The 15612-nt window shown below is 41.9% G+C and carries 15 protein-coding genes; 13 read left to right on the top strand and 2 right to left on the bottom strand.

All coding sequences use genetic code 11. The features are described from left to right. The 5 genes from ACN0V2_RS06990 to ACN0V2_RS06970 all read left to right on the top strand — a co-directional run bounded on the left by ACN0V2_RS06990 (position 1) and on the right by ACN0V2_RS06970 (position 4704). Complete coding sequence (locus ACN0V2_RS06990; protein WP_417550083.1) at positions 1-762, top strand: glycosyltransferase family 2 protein; 762 nt, start codon at positions 1-3, stop codon at positions 760-762. Positions 763-1011: 249 nt separating this feature from the next. Further along, a complete protein-coding gene (locus ACN0V2_RS06985; protein WP_417550179.1) occupies positions 1012-2529 on the top strand; it encodes a phosphomannomutase CpsG in 1518 nt (505 codons plus the stop codon). A 3-nt stretch (positions 2530-2532) separates the two neighbouring features. Next, positions 2533-3522, top strand: coding sequence for an NAD-dependent epimerase/dehydratase family protein (locus ACN0V2_RS06980; RefSeq protein WP_417550082.1), 990 nt, complete (start codon positions 2533-2535; stop codon positions 3520-3522). 12 nt (positions 3523-3534) lie between these two features. Then, a complete protein-coding gene (locus tag ACN0V2_RS06975; RefSeq protein WP_417550081.1) occupies positions 3535-4104 on the top strand; it encodes a sugar transferase in 570 nt (189 codons plus the stop codon). Positions 4105-4437: 333 nt separating this feature from the next. Next, the gene (locus tag ACN0V2_RS06970) at positions 4438-4704 is read left to right on the top strand and encodes a ComEA family DNA-binding protein (protein WP_417550080.1); all 267 of its coding nucleotides are present in this window, start codon (positions 4438-4440) and stop codon (positions 4702-4704) included. A gap of 58 nt (positions 4705-4762) precedes the next feature. Here ACN0V2_RS06970 and glnD read toward each other — a convergent pair whose 3' ends face one another. Both glnD and map read right to left on the bottom strand, forming a co-directional pair. Next, positions 4763-7399, bottom strand: a complete 2637-nt coding sequence (glnD, locus tag ACN0V2_RS06965; protein WP_417550079.1) for a [protein-PII] uridylyltransferase — start codon at positions 7397-7399, stop codon at positions 4763-4765. Positions 7400-7411: 12 nt separating this feature from the next. Beyond that, positions 7412-8179 carry a type I methionyl aminopeptidase gene (gene map, locus ACN0V2_RS06960; protein ID WP_417550078.1) on the bottom strand — a complete coding sequence of 256 codons (768 nt, stop codon included), beginning with the start codon at positions 8177-8179 and terminating at the stop codon, positions 7412-7414. Positions 8180-8441: 262 nt separating this feature from the next. Between map and rpsB the strand changes: the two genes are divergently transcribed. The 8 genes from rpsB (at position 8442) to rseP (ending at position 15576) form a co-directional block, all read left to right on the top strand. Next, positions 8442-9194 carry a 30S ribosomal protein S2 gene (gene rpsB / locus ACN0V2_RS06955; RefSeq protein WP_417550077.1) on the top strand — a complete coding sequence of 251 codons (753 nt, stop codon included), beginning with the start codon at positions 8442-8444 and terminating at the stop codon, positions 9192-9194. 105 nt (positions 9195-9299) lie between these two features. Then, on the top strand, positions 9300-10181 hold the full coding sequence (gene tsf, locus ACN0V2_RS06950; RefSeq protein WP_417550076.1) for a translation elongation factor Ts: 882 nt from the start codon (positions 9300-9302) through the stop codon (positions 10179-10181). A 3-nt stretch (positions 10182-10184) separates the two neighbouring features. Further along, complete coding sequence (gene pyrH, locus ACN0V2_RS06945) at positions 10185-10910, top strand: UMP kinase (RefSeq protein ID WP_417550075.1); 726 nt, start codon at positions 10185-10187, stop codon at positions 10908-10910. A gap of 8 nt (positions 10911-10918) precedes the next feature. Next, entirely contained in the window at positions 10919-11476 is a 558-nt protein-coding gene (frr, locus tag ACN0V2_RS06940; protein WP_069296401.1) for a ribosome recycling factor, read from the top strand. Between the two features lie 24 nt (positions 11477-11500). Then, positions 11501-12244 carry an isoprenyl transferase gene (locus ACN0V2_RS06935; RefSeq protein WP_417550074.1) on the top strand — a complete coding sequence of 248 codons (744 nt, stop codon included), beginning with the start codon at positions 11501-11503 and terminating at the stop codon, positions 12242-12244. Beyond that, positions 12237-13061 carry a phosphatidate cytidylyltransferase gene (locus tag ACN0V2_RS06930; RefSeq protein WP_417550073.1) on the top strand — a complete coding sequence of 275 codons (825 nt, stop codon included), beginning with the start codon at positions 12237-12239 and terminating at the stop codon, positions 13059-13061. Before ACN0V2_RS06935 ends, ACN0V2_RS06930 begins: the two co-directional genes overlap by 8 nt. Then, entirely contained in the window at positions 13061-14251 is a 1191-nt protein-coding gene (gene ispC / locus ACN0V2_RS06925; protein WP_417550072.1) for a 1-deoxy-D-xylulose-5-phosphate reductoisomerase, read from the top strand. Before ACN0V2_RS06930 ends, ispC begins: the two co-directional genes overlap by 1 nt. Beyond that, positions 14239-15576, top strand: a complete 1338-nt coding sequence (rseP, locus tag ACN0V2_RS06920; RefSeq protein WP_417550071.1) for an RIP metalloprotease RseP — start codon at positions 14239-14241, stop codon at positions 15574-15576. Before ispC ends, rseP begins: the two co-directional genes overlap by 13 nt. The last annotated feature ends 36 nt before the right edge of the window (positions 15577-15612 follow it).

Raw genomic sequence — 15612 nt, 5'->3', positions numbered from 1 at the left:
ATGAAAGTTTCTATTATTACTGTTTGCTACAATAGTGGAGGTGTTATTAATACAGCCATTCGTTCAGTATTATCACAATCTTATGAGGGTATCCAATATATTGTTATTGATGGCGGTTCTAAAGATAATACTTTATCGGTTATACATTCATATGGAAATGATTTTTTTAAAGTCTTGAGTGCTCCTGATAAGGGTATTTATGATGCAATGAATAAAGGTCTTTCATTGGCTACAGGCGATGTAATTGGGATTTTAAATTCAGATGACTTCTACCCACACAATGATGTTATCAATCAGGTTGTAAAAACTTTCAAAGCTTATCCAGATACTCAGATGATTTTAGGGAATGTAGATTTTGTGCATCCTGATAATTTAACCCTACCTGTTCGATTTTACTCATCACTAAATTTTGCTCCTTGGAAAATGCGTTTTGGTTTTATGCCTGCACATCCGGCTGCATTTATTAAACGTTCGGCTTACAATGAGGTTGGTAAGTATAAATTGGGATATAAAATCGGTGCCGATTTTGAATGGTTTGTTCGCGCGCTGATGGTTAAGCGTTTGCCTTATGTAAAACACAATCAAACTTTAGTGCGAATGCGTGAAGGGGGTGTGAGTACTTCTGGTTTAAAAAGTTATTGGTTATCCTCGAAAGAACAACTTTGTGCACTGCGTGTAAACGGAGTCTATTCTAATTTAATATTTGTGTTGATTCGCTTGCCAATTAAATTTTTCCACAAGATTTTTAGAAAAGGCAAATGAAAATATATTTAATAAATATTATGGTTTGAGTCGAGTTTACTATTTACCGTTATGAACATTAAATTGATGAAATTTCCGAAAAAACTTTAAGCCTTTTCAATATCATATATACCAGAAAAATTATAATGCTATTTCAGAGGAGAGGTTTGAAGCGCACCTTTAATTATCGCTATAAGATAAAAATAACTATTAAGTAAACAATATTTTTATAAAACTACTTTCAATATGAAATAATCTGTGAGTATTAACATGTGCGATCAGTTGAAATGTTTTAAAGCCTACGATATCCGGGGCAGATTAGGTCATGAACTTAATCCGGATATCGCCTATAGGATCGGTTACGCTTATGCCAAGCATCTCAAGGCAAAAAAAGTTGTGGTCGGTGGTGATATCAGACATACCAGCGAACCATTAAAATTGGCTTTGGCCCAAGGCTTGATGGACGCCGGAGCAGAAGTGATTGATATTGGTATGGTGGGCACAGAAGAGATTTATTTCGCTTCATTTTATCTGGATGTTGATGGCGGCATTGAGGTGACAGCCAGTCACAATCCCATGGACTACAATGGTATGAAGCTAGTTGGTCGTGGGGCTTTGCCGATAAGTGGCGATAGTGGCTTAAATGATATTCGGGACTTGGCTGAGAATTTAGTTTCACCGTTTGGTCAAGCTACTGACGTATTAGCACCCGATGCCAAGACGATAAACAGTAAAATAATGGATATAAGCTTTCATTGGGATGAGCAGGATAGTTCAGAAATTATTACTACTAGTGAAGCAGCTTCATCGACTAAAAATTCTCCGCTTGAAGAATTACCGAACAAAGCGCTTTATCATCAACACTCCATTTTAGATCCATATGTTGGGCATCTACTAACCTATATCGACCTAACAAAACTCAACCCATTAAAACTGGTTGTAAATGCAGGTAATGGTGCGGCCGGGCATGTCATCGATGCGATTGAAAAGCAGTTTAAATCCAATAATGTACCTATTGAATTCATCAAAGTGCATCATGAAGCGGATGGCAGTTTTCCTAATGGTATTCCCAACCCGTTATTACCCGAAAATCGTGCAGCAACTGCTGATGCAGTAATTGCTAATAAAGCCGATATGGGTATCGCCTGGGATGGGGATTTTGATCGGTGTTTTTTGTTTGATGAAAATGGCCGATTTATCGAAGGGTATTATATTGTGGGTTTGTTGGCTGAAGCGTTTTTGCTCAAGTCGCCAGGTGAAAAAATCATTCATGATCCTCGACTGACCTGGAATACCATCGATCAAGTTGAAGCTGCAGGTGGTAAACCCATCCAATCCAAAACCGGTCATGCTTTTATTAAAGAACGTATGCGGCTGGAAAATGCAGTTTATGGTGGTGAAATGAGTGCTCACCATTATTTCCGGGATTTTGCCTATTGTGATAGCGGTATGATTCCATGGTTACTGGTGGCTGAGTTAATCAGCGTTGCCGGAAAACCTTTATCCGAATTAGTGAATGAGCGTATGGCGAAATACCCATGCAGTGGTGAAATTAATTATCGGGTAGCAGATGTCAATTTCATTCTCGATAAAATCCTGAAACATTTCGCGGTTGAAAATCCTGTTATTGATAGAACTGACGGCATAAGTCTGGAATTTGAACAATGGCGATTTAACCTACGATCTTCTAATACTGAACCATTGTTGCGGCTGAATGTTGAAACACGGGCTGATGAAGCCTTGATGAGAGCCAAAGTGGCAGAAATTGAACAGATAATTCAGAACTAACGAATGCGGATTTTTGTAACAGGCGCAACTGGATTTGTCGGTAAAGCGCTCATAGATTATTTATTGACTGAGAATCATATCGTTATTGCGGGTGTTCGAATACTTTCAACACAATTGCCTTTATCCGTTAAACAAGTTGAGATTGGCGATTTAGCTGATTTTGTCGTTAAGGAAGACATCAAGACTGAATTTCGATTAGGTGAGGCTTTGTCTGGTTGTGATGTTTTTGTCCATCTTGCTGGGCGAGCGCATACGGGCAGCGAGGACCTAAAGAATGGGCAGTCACTTTTTGAAGCAGTCAACGCCAAAGCTACATTAGAATTGGCAAAATTAGCGTCTAAACACAATATAAGAAGGTTTGTATTTTTAAGCTCAATAGGTGTCAACGGCAATCAAACTGACCATAAGGCGTTCTCCGAGGAAAGTAGTCCTGATCCCCAGGAGCCTTATGCCGTTTCGAAATGGCAAGCTGAGCAGTTACTTATAAATTACTCATTTGCTAATCGTATGGAGTGGGTCATTATCAGACCACCGTTGGTTTACGGGCCTGATGCACCTGGCAATTTTGCGACTCTAATGAAGTGGTCAAAAAAAGGGATACCATTGCCGTTTGGCTCGGTTCATAACCAACGCTCTATGATCGCATTAGATAATTTGACGGACTTTATTTCGATATGTCTCGATGCACCTGCGGCAGCGAATCAAACTTTTGTTATTGCTGATGATGAATCAGTTTCCTTGACTACTTTATTAAAGAAAGTTGCTGCTGCCCAAGGTATGTCAGCAAAGTTGATTCCTATGCCAGTGTGGTTAATGAGTACTACTGCGAAATTACTGGGAAAATCTTCTCTAGCAATTCGATTATTCGCAGATTTGAAAGTTGATAATAGTAAAGCACATCAATTGCTTGGCTGGAAACCGGTAACGACAGTAGATCAACAAATGAAGAAAATTGCTGAGTTGGATAGAGGCTCTTCCTTTCAAAAACATTAAAACGAGTATTTCATGACCCAAGTTGTTATCCGTTTACTGGATATTATCTTTTCCATTGTTGGATTATTGATTAGTTTGCCAATTTTATTCATTCTGATAATTGTTGGTTGGTTCGATACTGGCTCGCCGATTTTTCGTCAGCAAAGGGTAGGTCGTTTTCAAAAGCCTTTTACATTGGTCAAATTTCGCACCATGAAAAAAGATACTGCCCATGTTGCCAGTCATCTTGCGAATGAAACGTCAATTACACGCTTTGGGCGTTTTCTCCGCCGAACCAAGCTGGATGAATTGCCACAGCTATGGAATGTATTTAAAGGCGAAATGAGTTTGGTTGGACCAAGACCATGTTTGTTTAATCAACATGAGTTGATTGAGGAGCGTGAGACAAGAGGTATATTTAACGTTAGACCTGGTATCACTGGTTTAGCTCAAATAAATGAGATAGACATGTCCACGCCGGAGTTATTGGCAAAGACTGACGCGCAAATGATTCAGCAGATGACTGTAACTCACTATTCAAATCTCATCCTTAAAACGGTTACAGGGAAAGGTGCCGGAGATAGGATTGGTAAAAAACAATAACGATTTTCATGAGCTAGCCTACAACTTGCTGTCTTTGAGTTTAATCAAGCCTTTTGTATTTTCATCTAATATTAAGTGTTTGAGTTGCTCTTGCAACACCCATTCTCCAGCAGAGGTGATCCTTATAACCGTTAAAAAATTTTAAAATCGAAATTTTAACGAAAACCATTTGGACATGAATTCTTCATGTGATCCACTTCTCAAAATTGGATAGGATTATTTCCTATTTAACCTTTTTGACATTTCTCCTATGGAATTAAGTTAACAAATTACTTTATTCTGTAATTGCAGCTCGGATGAGCTGAATTCAATTAATACAAGGAGCATGGAAAGATGTTTAAGAAATGGATTATTTCTTTATTGTTAGCGTTGTCAATTTCATCATTCGCTGCATTTGCAGCAGATAAAATCAATATCAATACGGCATCAGCAGATGAATTACAGCTGCTGAATGGTGTGGGATCATCTACTGCCAATGCTATCGTGGATTACCGTGAGCAAAATGGGGCATTCAGTAGCGTTGAAGATTTGGTGAATATCAAAGGAATTGGTGAAAAAAAGGTGGCTAACCTTGCAGAGCAAGTCACGGTAGCTGAATAAACTTAAGTTATTAAAATTGAAAAAGGTGAGGCTAATAACCTCACCTTTTTATGCCCCTTCAAAAAGCAATGGAGGTTGATACTGCTGATTCTGCCTGCATTACGAGTTTGTCTTTCAAATCGCTATATAAGCTTTGTTGTTCCGCTTCATTTAACGCATTGTCATCACTATTGGTGATGAAAAAGACGTCTTCTACTTGATCTCCTAGGGTAACCATTTTGGCATTTATGACCTGAATCTGATGTAGCAAAAATACCTGAGCAACAGCCGATAACAAGCCTGGTCGGTCATGGGTATATAGCTCCATAACCGTATGTGTTTTCTGAGGATTTGCTGAAAACTTTATAACCGGCTCAGTCTTAAACAATTTTGTGGTTCGCGGCATTAATTGCGGTTTATAGCCTGAGGTTAATTCCTCACGGGCCAGTTGTTTATGAAGAGCATTAGTGATGTCTTCATAACGTTGTTGTGCACCATTAACAATAAAAGTATTTAACGCATTGCCATCAGTACTAATATTAATTTTTGCATCCAGGATATTCAGTTGTAACTGTTCTAAACAAGCTGTCATCGCCGCAAATAAACCCCGGCGGTCATGTGTGAATATACATAATTCCAGTGTTTGGTTGTCGTTATGTGGACGAACCAAAATCAAGGGTTCTTCTTCAGGCTTTTCTAACCGGCCATTGGTTTGCCATACAATTTCATCGACTGAATGCCGCAGAAAATAATCCAATTCATATTCACGCCAGAGCTGAGTAATATTTTGCGGTGGCCAACCCCTTTCAGTGAGTTTATCCAATGCTAATTGATATTTTTTATAGCTTTTTTCTTGAGTACTTTTGGCCTGAGCTTCCGTGTGTTCCAGCCATTGATGGGTGCTGTGATAAAGCTGTTTGAGCAGCGAATCACGCCAACCATTCCACAAATTATTATTGGTGGCTCTGATGTCCGCTACCGTCAGTAAATACAAATAATTTAATCTGTTGACGCTGCCAACTAAACCAGCAAAGTCTTGAATGACTTCAGGATCTTCCAGATCTTTCTTTTGGGCAGTGGAGGACATTGCTAGATGATGTCTAACTAAAAAAGTCACAATACTGGTGTCGTAATCACTCAAATTATGTTGGGTACAAAATTGTTCTGCATCCTGAACTCCCAGGATACTGTGATCACCACCACGGCCTTTGGCAATGTCATGATAAATACCGGCAATGTAGAGCAATTCAGGTTTTGGCAGTTGATAAAATACTTCCGAACATAATGGGAATTCATCTATGAATTCAGCGCACGAAAAACGGCGCAAGTTACGCACCAGAAACAAGGTGTGTTCATCCACGGTATAGGCATGAAATAAATCATGCTGCATTTGTCCAACGATTCGGCCAAATTCTGGCAGATAGGCACCCAATACGCCGAGCTGATTCATCCGACGGAATTCGTGTGTAACGCCTTTGGGCTGGCGAATGATCTCCATAAACAAGCTGCGATTTTTGATGTCTGCACGAAAGCGTTCATCAATTAAATGTAAATGCGCGTGAATTTGCCGGATTGTGGATGCTCGAATACCTTTGATATGCGGATGTTGTTGCAAGATTAGAAATACTTCTAACAAAGCATAAGGATAGAAGGCAAACATACCGGGATTAATGGTTTCTAAATAACCATTGTGTGATTGGAAGCGACGGTTTATTGGTTCGATATCCCTTGGCTCGTCTGCCAGGATGATATTTTCTTCAAATAGCTGTAACAACAGTGCATTCATCTGACCCACTGCGCGGACAGTACGGTAATAATCTTTCATGAAATGCTCAACGGCCATACGGCTGTTGGTTTCAACGTAACCTAACTGTTTCGCAAGTTCACGTTGATGATCAATCATCATTTTTTCTTGTTTACGCCCGGCTAGATGATGCAAGGCAAACCGCACTCGCCATAAAAAACGCCTTGATTGTTGCAGTGTGTCGAATTCACTTTCAGCCAAAAATCCTTTGGATTTCAAGCCTTGTAGATTTCTTACATCGAAATGTTGTTGAGCAACCCAGTTAATGACCTGGATATCGCGCAGACCACCGGGTGATTCTTTTAAATTTGGCTCAAGGTTATTGCCGGTATCGTTATATTTATGATGCCGTTGTATTTGCTCCTGTTTTTTGCGCTCATAAAATAATCGGGTATCCCAGGTTTTATTGGAAACGGTTAATTGTTGTAATTGCTCAAACAGTTGCTGATTACCGGATAAAAATCGCGCTTCCAGCAAATTGGTTGCAATGGTGATGTCGTCCTCAGCTTGGTGACGACATTCACTTATCGTGCGAACACTATGGCCAATTTCAAGACCGATATCCCAAAGTTGGGTTAGAAAGTTAGACAGCGCTGCTGGCGGTGCTTCGGCAATCGAATCATCTAATAATACGAGCAAGTCGACATCGGAATGAGGATGTAATTCACCACGTCCATAGCCACCGACAGCGACTAAACTCACTGTGGTTTCACTGGCCAGATTCTTTTGCCAAATAAATTGCAGGATTTCATCTACAAAATGTGATTGTTGATGAACTAGCCAATCAATATCAGCCTCATCTTCAAAAAAACATTTTTTTAAATGTTGGGAGGCTTTCGCGAGAATATCGCGACAACCAGTCGCATTATCTGCCTGGCCAAATTCCCAGACAGATTGTGCTGCAATTGCCATTATTAGAGGCTCCTATGAGCGTTCTTCATCCCTAAGGGTTAAAATCTCATGACCATCATCGGTCACCAGAATGGTGTGTTCCCATTGGGCAGATAAGGAACGGTCTTTAGTGACTACTGTCCAGCCATCAGGTAGTTGGCGAACTTGACGTTTGCCAGCATTAATCATTGGTTCAATCGTAAAAGTCATACCAGTTTGTAGCGTCATCCCAGTATCGGGCGAACCATAATGTAAAACTTGTGGTTCCTCATGGAATACCTGACCAATGCCATGCCCACAATATTCTCTGACAACAGAAAAGTGTTCATTCTCCGCATGTTGCTGAATCGCATGACCGATATCACCCAGCTTGATACCCGGTTTAACCATATCAATCCCTATCAGCATACATTCACGGGACACTCGAGACAGGCGTTGCGCCAGAATCGATGTCTTGCCGACATGAAACATTTTGCTGGTATCACCGTGATAACCATCTTTGATAACGGTAATGTCAATATTAATAATATCGCCATCTTTCAATTTTTTGTCGCTGGGGATGCCATGACAAATGACATGATTCACCGAGGTACAGATGGATTTAGGAAAACCATGGTAATTCAAAGGGGCAGGTATAGCTTTTTGTTCGTTCACAATATAATCGTGGCAGATTTTATTTAATTCGTCGGTGGTAATGCCTGCCACCACATGTGGTTCGATCATAGTCAAAACGTCTGCAGCAAGTTTACCTGCCAGACGCATTTTTTCGATTTCTTCGGCTGTTTTGATGGTCACGCCCATGCCAGATCCTGATTGCTATTAACGATAAAAAGTCAAAGCATAGTTTGCCGTAAAAAGTCCTGAACTGCCAGCAAAGCAGGGTAATTGGAGGTATATGCCGCTGGTGCTTTGTTTTAGTTGGTAACTGTGGAATAATATGCGCGCCTTAGCAAAGGCAAAATCACACACGTGCCGACACAGTTTTCGGGGTGCTGTCTGGAAAATCAGATCAGTCGATAGCTGGGGTACGTGGAGGTTTAACCCCATATATATAGGTATAAAAATGGCTAAAATTACTATGCGCCAAATGCTTGAAGCTGGCGTTCACTTCGGTCACCAAACACGTTACTGGAACCCAAAAATGGGTCCTTACATCTTTGGTAAACGTAACAATATTCATATCGTTAACTTAGAGCACAGTCTGCCTATGTTCAACGATGCACTAAACTACGTCAGCAAACTGGCTTCCAAAAAAGGTCGTATTTTGTTCGTCGGTACTAAACGTGCTGCACAAGATTCAATCCGTGAAGATGCTGAACGTTGTGGAATGCCTTACGTCAACCGTCGCTGGTTGGGTGGAATGCTGACTAACTATCAAACCGTTCGCCAATCAATTAAACGTCTTGAAGCAATTCAAGCGATGATTGAATCAGGTAAGACGGAAGGTTTGAAAAAGAAAGAAGTTCTTAACCTGACTCGTGAACAAGAGAAATTAGAAAAAAGCATCGGTGGTATCAAGAAAATGGGTAACCTGCCAGATGCTTTATTTGTGATTGACGTTGATCACGAACGCATTGCTATTCAAGAAGCAAATAAACTGGGCATTCCTGTTATTGCCGTGGTTGATACCAACAGTAATCCTGAAGGTGTTGACTATGTTATTCCTGGCAATGACGATTCTATGCGCGCTATTCGTCTGTACACAGCAAACATTGCTGACACCATTCTGGAAGGCCGTGCATCGGTCACCACCGGTGATGCAAGCGAACAGTTTGTTGAAGTCGCGGAAGAAAATGCACCAGCTGCAGCTGAATAAGCTCTGCTAATGACTTAAGCAGGCTCGCTGAAAAGCGGGCCTGTGTCGTATGTGTGGTCTTAAAAAAGACCGTTCACAAAAATTGATTTTAAGGGTTACAAGAAAATGGCTATAACTGCAGCTTTAGTAAAAGAACTGCGTGAGCGTACTGGCTCCGGCATGATGGAATGCAAAAAAGCATTGGTAGAATCGAACGGTGATATCGAAGTAGCGATTGAAGAAATGCGTAAGTCTGGTCTGGCTAAAGCCGACAAGAAATCTGATCGTGTTGCTGCTGAAGGTGTTATTGCCATCGAAACCAGTGCTGACAACAAACAAGCAGTAATGCTTGAAGTGAACTCAGAAACTGACTTCGTGGCAAAAGCAGATGATTTTGTTAATTTCGTCGAAGCAGTAGCGAAGAAAGTACTTGAAGCTCAACCTGCTGATTTAGACGCATTAATGCAATTATCATTAAGCAATGGTGAAAGTATTGAAACAGTTCGCCAATCATTGGTCGCGAAAATTGGTGAAAATATTCAAATTCGTCGTTTTACGTTGATGAGTGTAGAAGCTGGTGTTATTGGTGCTTACCGTCATGGCGATCGCATCGGTACATTGGTTCAATTGAACGGTGGCGATGAGAGTCTGGCGAGAGATTTAGCAATGCATGTTGCTGCCAGCCGTCCTCAAGCGGTTTCTGCTGCAGAATTACCAGAAGAATTATTGCAAAAAGAACGCGATATCGTGGCGACTCAAGCACGTGAAAGCGGCAAGCCTGAAGCGATTGTTGAAAAAATGATCGAAGGTCGCATGAGCAAATTTGTTAACGAAATTAGCTTGCTGGGCCAATCATTTGTCAAAGATCCTGATGTCACTGTTGAGAAATTGGTTAAACAAGCCGGTGCTACAGTTGAAGGTTTTGCCTGTTTTGAAGTTGGTGAAGGTATCGAAAAGAAAGCCGATAACTTTGCTGAAGAGGTTATGGCTCAGGCACGAGGAAATTAAATTATGACAACATCGGGAAGTCAGCCAGTTTATAAGCGAATTCTGCTCAAGTTGAGTGGGGAAGCTTTAATGGGAACTGCCGAGTATGGCATTCAACCCGAGGTGATTTCCCGATTTGCCCAAGAAATATCTGAACTGAATGCTCAAGGTGTTCAGCTTGGTATTGTGATTGGTGGGGGCAATATCTTCCGTGGCGCCGGTCTTGCGGCTAGTGGGATGGATAGAGTCAGTGCTGATCATATGGGCATGTTGGCCACGGTTTTAAATGCACTGGCACTGCAGGATGCTCTGGAACGTAATGGAACATTCTGTCGTGTCATGTCTGCAATCCGTATACATGAAGTGTGTGAAGATTATCTGCGTCGTCGTGCTATTCGTCATTTGGAAAAAGGCCGTGTGGTAATTTTTGCTGCCGGTACCGGTAATCCATTTTTCACTACTGATTCGGCCGCCAGTTTACGTGCAGTTGAAATTGGTGCTGAACTGATGCTCAAAGCTACTCAGGTTGATGGCGTATATGATGCTGACCCGCGAAAGAATCCAGATGCGGTCCGTTACGATACTTTATCTTATGATGAAGTTATCAATAACCGTCTCGGTGTGATGGATACGACTGCGGTAGTCATGTGTCAGGAGCAGAAAATGCCTTTACGGGTATTTGATGTTCATCGTTACGGTAATCTGACTGACATTGTGTACGGGAAAAATGTTGGAACATTGGTTAAATAGGACAAATCATGATTAATGATATTCAAAAAGATGCAGCAGACCGGATGCAAAAAAGCGTTTCCGCTCTGAGTACTGCACTGGCGAAAATTCGTGCCGGACGAGCACATACTAGTTTATTAGATCATGTCACAGTGCCATATTACGGTTCTGACGTTCCATTAAGTCAGGTTGCCAGTGTGGGCATTGAAGACTCAAGAACACTTACAGTGGCTCCTTGGGAAAAAAATATGGTGTCAGTCATCGAGAAAGCTATTATGACTTCTGATTTGGGTGTCAATCCAAACAGTGCTGGCATGACGATCCGTATTCCAATCCCACCGTTAACCGAAGAACGTCGTAAAGATTTGGTTAAGGTGGCTAAGTCTGAAGCTGAGAATGCCCGTATTGCGGTGCGCAACATTCGCCGTGATGCCAATGGCAGCTTGAAAGATTTATTGAAAGACAAAGCGATTTCTGAAGATGAGCAACGCGGTGCAGAAGAAGCTATTCAGAAGTTAACCGATAGCACCATCAAACAGATTGACGAAGTGCTTGCAGAAAAAGAAACTGATTTGATGGCGGTCTAAGCCATTACGGTTTAGCCATTATTGATGAAATCTCCCAGCCGTTCTATTCCCAGACACATTGCTATCATTATGGATGGCAATGGTCGCTGGGCAAAACAACGGTTACAACCACGTTTTATGGGCCATCGTGCAGGTGTAAGAGCAGTAGAAGGTATTGTTAAACACTGTGTTGCTACCGGTGTTGAAGTCCTTAGCCTGTTTGCTTTCAGTAGTGAAAACTGGCGACGACCCGGCAAAGAAGTTAACTTGTTGATGGAGTTATTCAGTCACGCATTGGATAACCAAGTTAAACGTCTGCATAAAAATAATATCCGTCTGAATATTATTGGCGATATCAGCCGGTTTTCGGATTCGCTTCAACAACAAATTGCCGATGCAACAGCATTAACCGCTGCAAATGACGGTTTGATTTTGAACATTGCTGCCAACTATGGAGGGCGATGGGATATTGCTCAGTCAGTTCAGCAGATTGCTTTTAAGATTAAATCTGGTGAATTGAATCCGGAACAAATCGACGAATCTTTATTAGCTAGTCATCTGGTCACGGCGGATCTTCCAGAACCAGATTTGTTTATCCGCACTGGTGGTGAGCAACGCATCAGTAACTTCTTACTGTGGCAATTAGCCTACACAGAATTGTATTTTACCGAGAAACTATGGCCAGAATTCAAAGCTCAGGATCTGGATATCGCCATTGAATCTTTTTCTAGTCGCGAACGCCGTTTTGGTCGTACTTCAGAACAACTAACCGGACAAGACGATGCTTAAACAGCGATTATTAACCGCTGCAGTGCTCATCCCCTTAGTTGTATTGGCTATATTATTTTTACCCAGTATCGGTTTTATCGCTTTACTGACCGTTATTTCATTGATGGCAATGTGGGAATGGCTGTCGATGGCTGCGATGAAGCGAGTCACTAAAGTCTTTGCCGGCTTGTCATTTATTGCTGTGTTAATTCTGCTGTTTACAATGGCAGTCATACAGCAGGTATTATTAACTGGTTTGATTTTCTGGATAATCATCAGTCTCATCATTGTTTTATTTGCTCATCGTCCATTACCTGATCTGCTCGCACGCTGCTTCCATAACAAACTCTTTACTTATCTGCTGAGCATGCTGGTTGCGTTGTTGTTTGTTTACAGTGCGGTGTGGTTGCATGGATTGGCCAACGATGGACCAGTTTTAGTGCTTTATGTTCTGATAAGTGTTTGGCTGGCAGATACTGGCGGTTATTTCGCTGGTAAACGTTGGGGAACACATGCTTTAGCGAAAGCCATCAGCCCGAATAAAACACTGGAAGGATTGGCAGGAGCGTTGGTATTAGTCGCCATATGGAGTGTGATGGCCCATCAAATGGGTGTTGCTGAAAATTTATCAGTAGTAACTTGGATTATTATCAGCTTGATAACCGGATTGATTTCAGTCAGTGGTGATTTATTTGAGAGTTTATTCAAACGTAGCTATCAGATAAAAGACAGTGGTCATTTACTACCTGGTCATGGCGGAATGCTGGACCGGGTGGATAGTCTTTTAGCCGCTGTTCCATTCTTTGCTGCACTTATGTGGCTAACAGGGCAGTTTTAATGCAGCGCGTTACTATCCTTGGCTCAACGGGTTCTATTGGCATCAGCACTTTAGACGTATTGCAACGTCATCCCGATAAGTATCGCGTATATGCACTTGCAGCAAATAAATCAGTTGATGTGTTGTTTGAACAATGCAAACAATTTAAACCTGCAGTCGCAGTAATGTTATGTCCCGAGTCGGCCGAACAACTTGAAGCGAAATTTCACAGTGCTGGATTAGCCATTAAAGTACAAAGTGGCATGCAAGCGCTGGAAATGATTTCAAGCACCGAAGAAACGGATGTTGTTGTCGCCGCAATAGTCGGGGCTGCCGGATTAATCCCGACTTTGGCCGCAGCCAAATCAGGTAAACGAATCTTACTGGCAAATAAAGAAGCGCTGGTAATGAGCGGTGCTTTATTAATGCGTGAAGTACAAGCCAATAACGCCATTTTGTTGCCGGTTGATAGCGAACATAATGCTATATGGCAGTGCATGCCAGTGGGCGATACCCAGCAATATCATTTTGAAAATGCAGGCATCCGCCGCATTATTCTTACAGCATCAGGTGGGCCGTTCCGTGATTGGGATATAGCCGATTTGGAAGACGTAACGCCAGAACAAGCTGTTGCCCACCCTAATTGGTCGATGGGGCAAAAAATATCAGTTGATTCCGCCACGATGATGAATAAAGGTCTTGAAGTCATCGAAGCACATTGGTTATTTGGAATGAGCAGTGACAAAATTGAAGTCGTATTGCATCGTCAAAGCATCATCCATTCTATGGTGGACTATGCTGATGGATCAGTCTTGGCGCAGATGGGCAATCCTGATATGCGCACGCCGATCGCCAATACGCTTGCTTGGCCGGAGCGTATTGATTCAGGCGTTGAAGCTTTGGATTTAGTGAAAGCGGGAAGGCTGGATTTTGCTGCCGCAGATTTTGAGCGGTTCCCTTGTCTGGCACTTGCTTATAAGGCATTAAATTCTGGTGGAACCAGTACCGCCATTCTTAATGCCGCTAATGAAGTGGCTGTAGAAGCCTTTCTTAATCGACAAATCAGGTTTACTGACATTGCCCGAATTATTGCCGATGTTTTGGAAAGCGTAAAATCAACTTCAGCCGATTCATTGGAACAAATTTTGTCTGCCGACAAAATGGCCAGAAAGATCGCCCAACAGCAGATACAGGTTTTATGCAATCACTAATATTTTTCATCATCGCTCTGAGTTTGCTGGTGGTCATTCATGAGTTTGGCCACTATTGGGTAGCGCGGCGCTGTGGGGTCAAAGTACTGCGTTTTTCAGTTGGTTTTGGCCAAAAGCTATGGTCGAAGCAATTAAAAAATGGTACAGAGTTTGTCATCGCAGCTCTCCCGTTAGGCGGCTACGTCAAGATGCTTGATGAGCGAGAAGGGCCGGTTGCTGAAAATGAGCTTGATCAAGCCTTTAATCGTCAGCCATTAAAGAACCGAGTAGCAATTGTTTCCGCTGGACCAATAGCTAATCTGTTATTTGCAATATTTGCCTATTGGCTGATTATGGTTGTAGGTGTACCAGGCATAAAACCGATTATTGCTGAAGTGACTACGGACTCACCTGCTGCTGTGGCTCAACTATATGCAGGTGAAGAAATTATTGCCGTCAATGGCAAAGCAACGCCAACAGTAAACAGCTTGTTTCAACAATGGTTGAGGTTAGCCCAAGATGGAGAAACCATCACGCTAACAACTCTTAGCGCAGATGTTGAAACCAACAAGCAACTTGCTCTACCAAAGCTAGGCCTTGATGATGCAGGTTCGCTGTTTAATCAGATCGGGATTAAAATGCAGCAACCTAATATGCCGCCGGTGTTGGGCAATATTGTGGTTGATAGTCCAGCAGAAAAAGCAGGTTTACAAGCTAATGATGAATTAATTTCTGCTGATGGCGAGGCTTTATCAAGTTGGCAGGCCTGGGTAACACTGATTCAGAATCATGCTGATCAGCCTATCGAAGCTGAAATTCTGCGCAATGGACAAATTCAGAACGTTGTTATTACCCCTGAAGCAGACGAAAATGGTATTGGTCGGATAGGCGCAGCGGTCAATACAGATGCCTTTGAAATCCCTGCAGAATTGCAAGCAGAGTTACGCTATGCACCGTTAGCGGCAATGCCAGAGGCAGTGATGCAAACTTGGCAGTTTAGTGTAACTACGTTAAGTGGTTTATGGGGAATGCTAGTTGGTACAGTATCAAGTGACAACCTGGGTGGTCCTATTGCGATAGCCCAATTTGCTGGGGACTCAGCACAGCAAGGTTTTATTGCCTTTATCAGTTTTTTAGCCATGATCAGTATTAGTTTGGGTATTTTGAATTTATTACCTGTACCAGTACTTGATGGTGGTCATTTGCTCATGTATTTTTTTGAATGGGTGCGCGGTAAACCGCTACCGGAAGCAATACAAATACAGGGACAAAAAATAGGATTATTTTTGATTCTGCTATTGATGGTATTCGCTTTTACAAATGACATTGCTCGTCTGATTGGCTAATCCTCTCATTGCAGGTACACTTACGATTTCTTCGGC

It is taken from the genome of Methylophaga sp., assembly GCF_048266885.1.
GTDB lineage: Bacteria > Pseudomonadota > Gammaproteobacteria > Nitrosococcales > Methylophagaceae > Methylophaga.
Note: the sequence above shows the minus strand (reverse complement) of the source record. Positions and strands in the feature narration are given on the sequence as shown.

Coding starts and splice junctions, on each gene's coding strand:
- ACN0V2_RS06990 (WP_417550083.1), top strand. CDS start 1: ATGAAAGTTTCTATTATTACTGTTTGCTACAATAGTGGAGGTGTTATT.
- ACN0V2_RS06985 (WP_417550179.1), top strand. CDS start 1,012: ATGTGCGATCAGTTGAAATGTTTTAAAGCCTACGATATCCGGGGCAGA.
- ACN0V2_RS06980 (WP_417550082.1), top strand. CDS start 2,533: ATGCGGATTTTTGTAACAGGCGCAACTGGATTTGTCGGTAAAGCGCTC.
- ACN0V2_RS06975 (WP_417550081.1), top strand. CDS start 3,535: ATGACCCAAGTTGTTATCCGTTTACTGGATATTATCTTTTCCATTGTT.
- ACN0V2_RS06970 (WP_417550080.1), top strand. CDS start 4,438: ATGTTTAAGAAATGGATTATTTCTTTATTGTTAGCGTTGTCAATTTCA.
- glnD (WP_417550079.1), bottom strand. CDS start 7,399: ATGGCAATTGCAGCACAATCTGTCTGGGAATTTGGCCAGGCAGATAAT.
- map (WP_417550078.1), bottom strand. CDS start 8,179: ATGGGCGTGACCATCAAAACAGCCGAAGAAATCGAAAAAATGCGTCTG.
- rpsB (WP_417550077.1), top strand. CDS start 8,442: ATGGCTAAAATTACTATGCGCCAAATGCTTGAAGCTGGCGTTCACTTC.
- tsf (WP_417550076.1), top strand. CDS start 9,300: ATGGCTATAACTGCAGCTTTAGTAAAAGAACTGCGTGAGCGTACTGGC.
- pyrH (WP_417550075.1), top strand. CDS start 10,185: ATGACAACATCGGGAAGTCAGCCAGTTTATAAGCGAATTCTGCTCAAG.
- frr (WP_069296401.1), top strand. CDS start 10,919: ATGATTAATGATATTCAAAAAGATGCAGCAGACCGGATGCAAAAAAGC.
- ACN0V2_RS06935 (WP_417550074.1), top strand. CDS start 11,501: ATGAAATCTCCCAGCCGTTCTATTCCCAGACACATTGCTATCATTATG.
- ACN0V2_RS06930 (WP_417550073.1), top strand. CDS start 12,237: ATGCTTAAACAGCGATTATTAACCGCTGCAGTGCTCATCCCCTTAGTT.
- ispC (WP_417550072.1), top strand. CDS start 13,061: ATGCAGCGCGTTACTATCCTTGGCTCAACGGGTTCTATTGGCATCAGC.
- rseP (WP_417550071.1), top strand. CDS start 14,239: ATGCAATCACTAATATTTTTCATCATCGCTCTGAGTTTGCTGGTGGTC.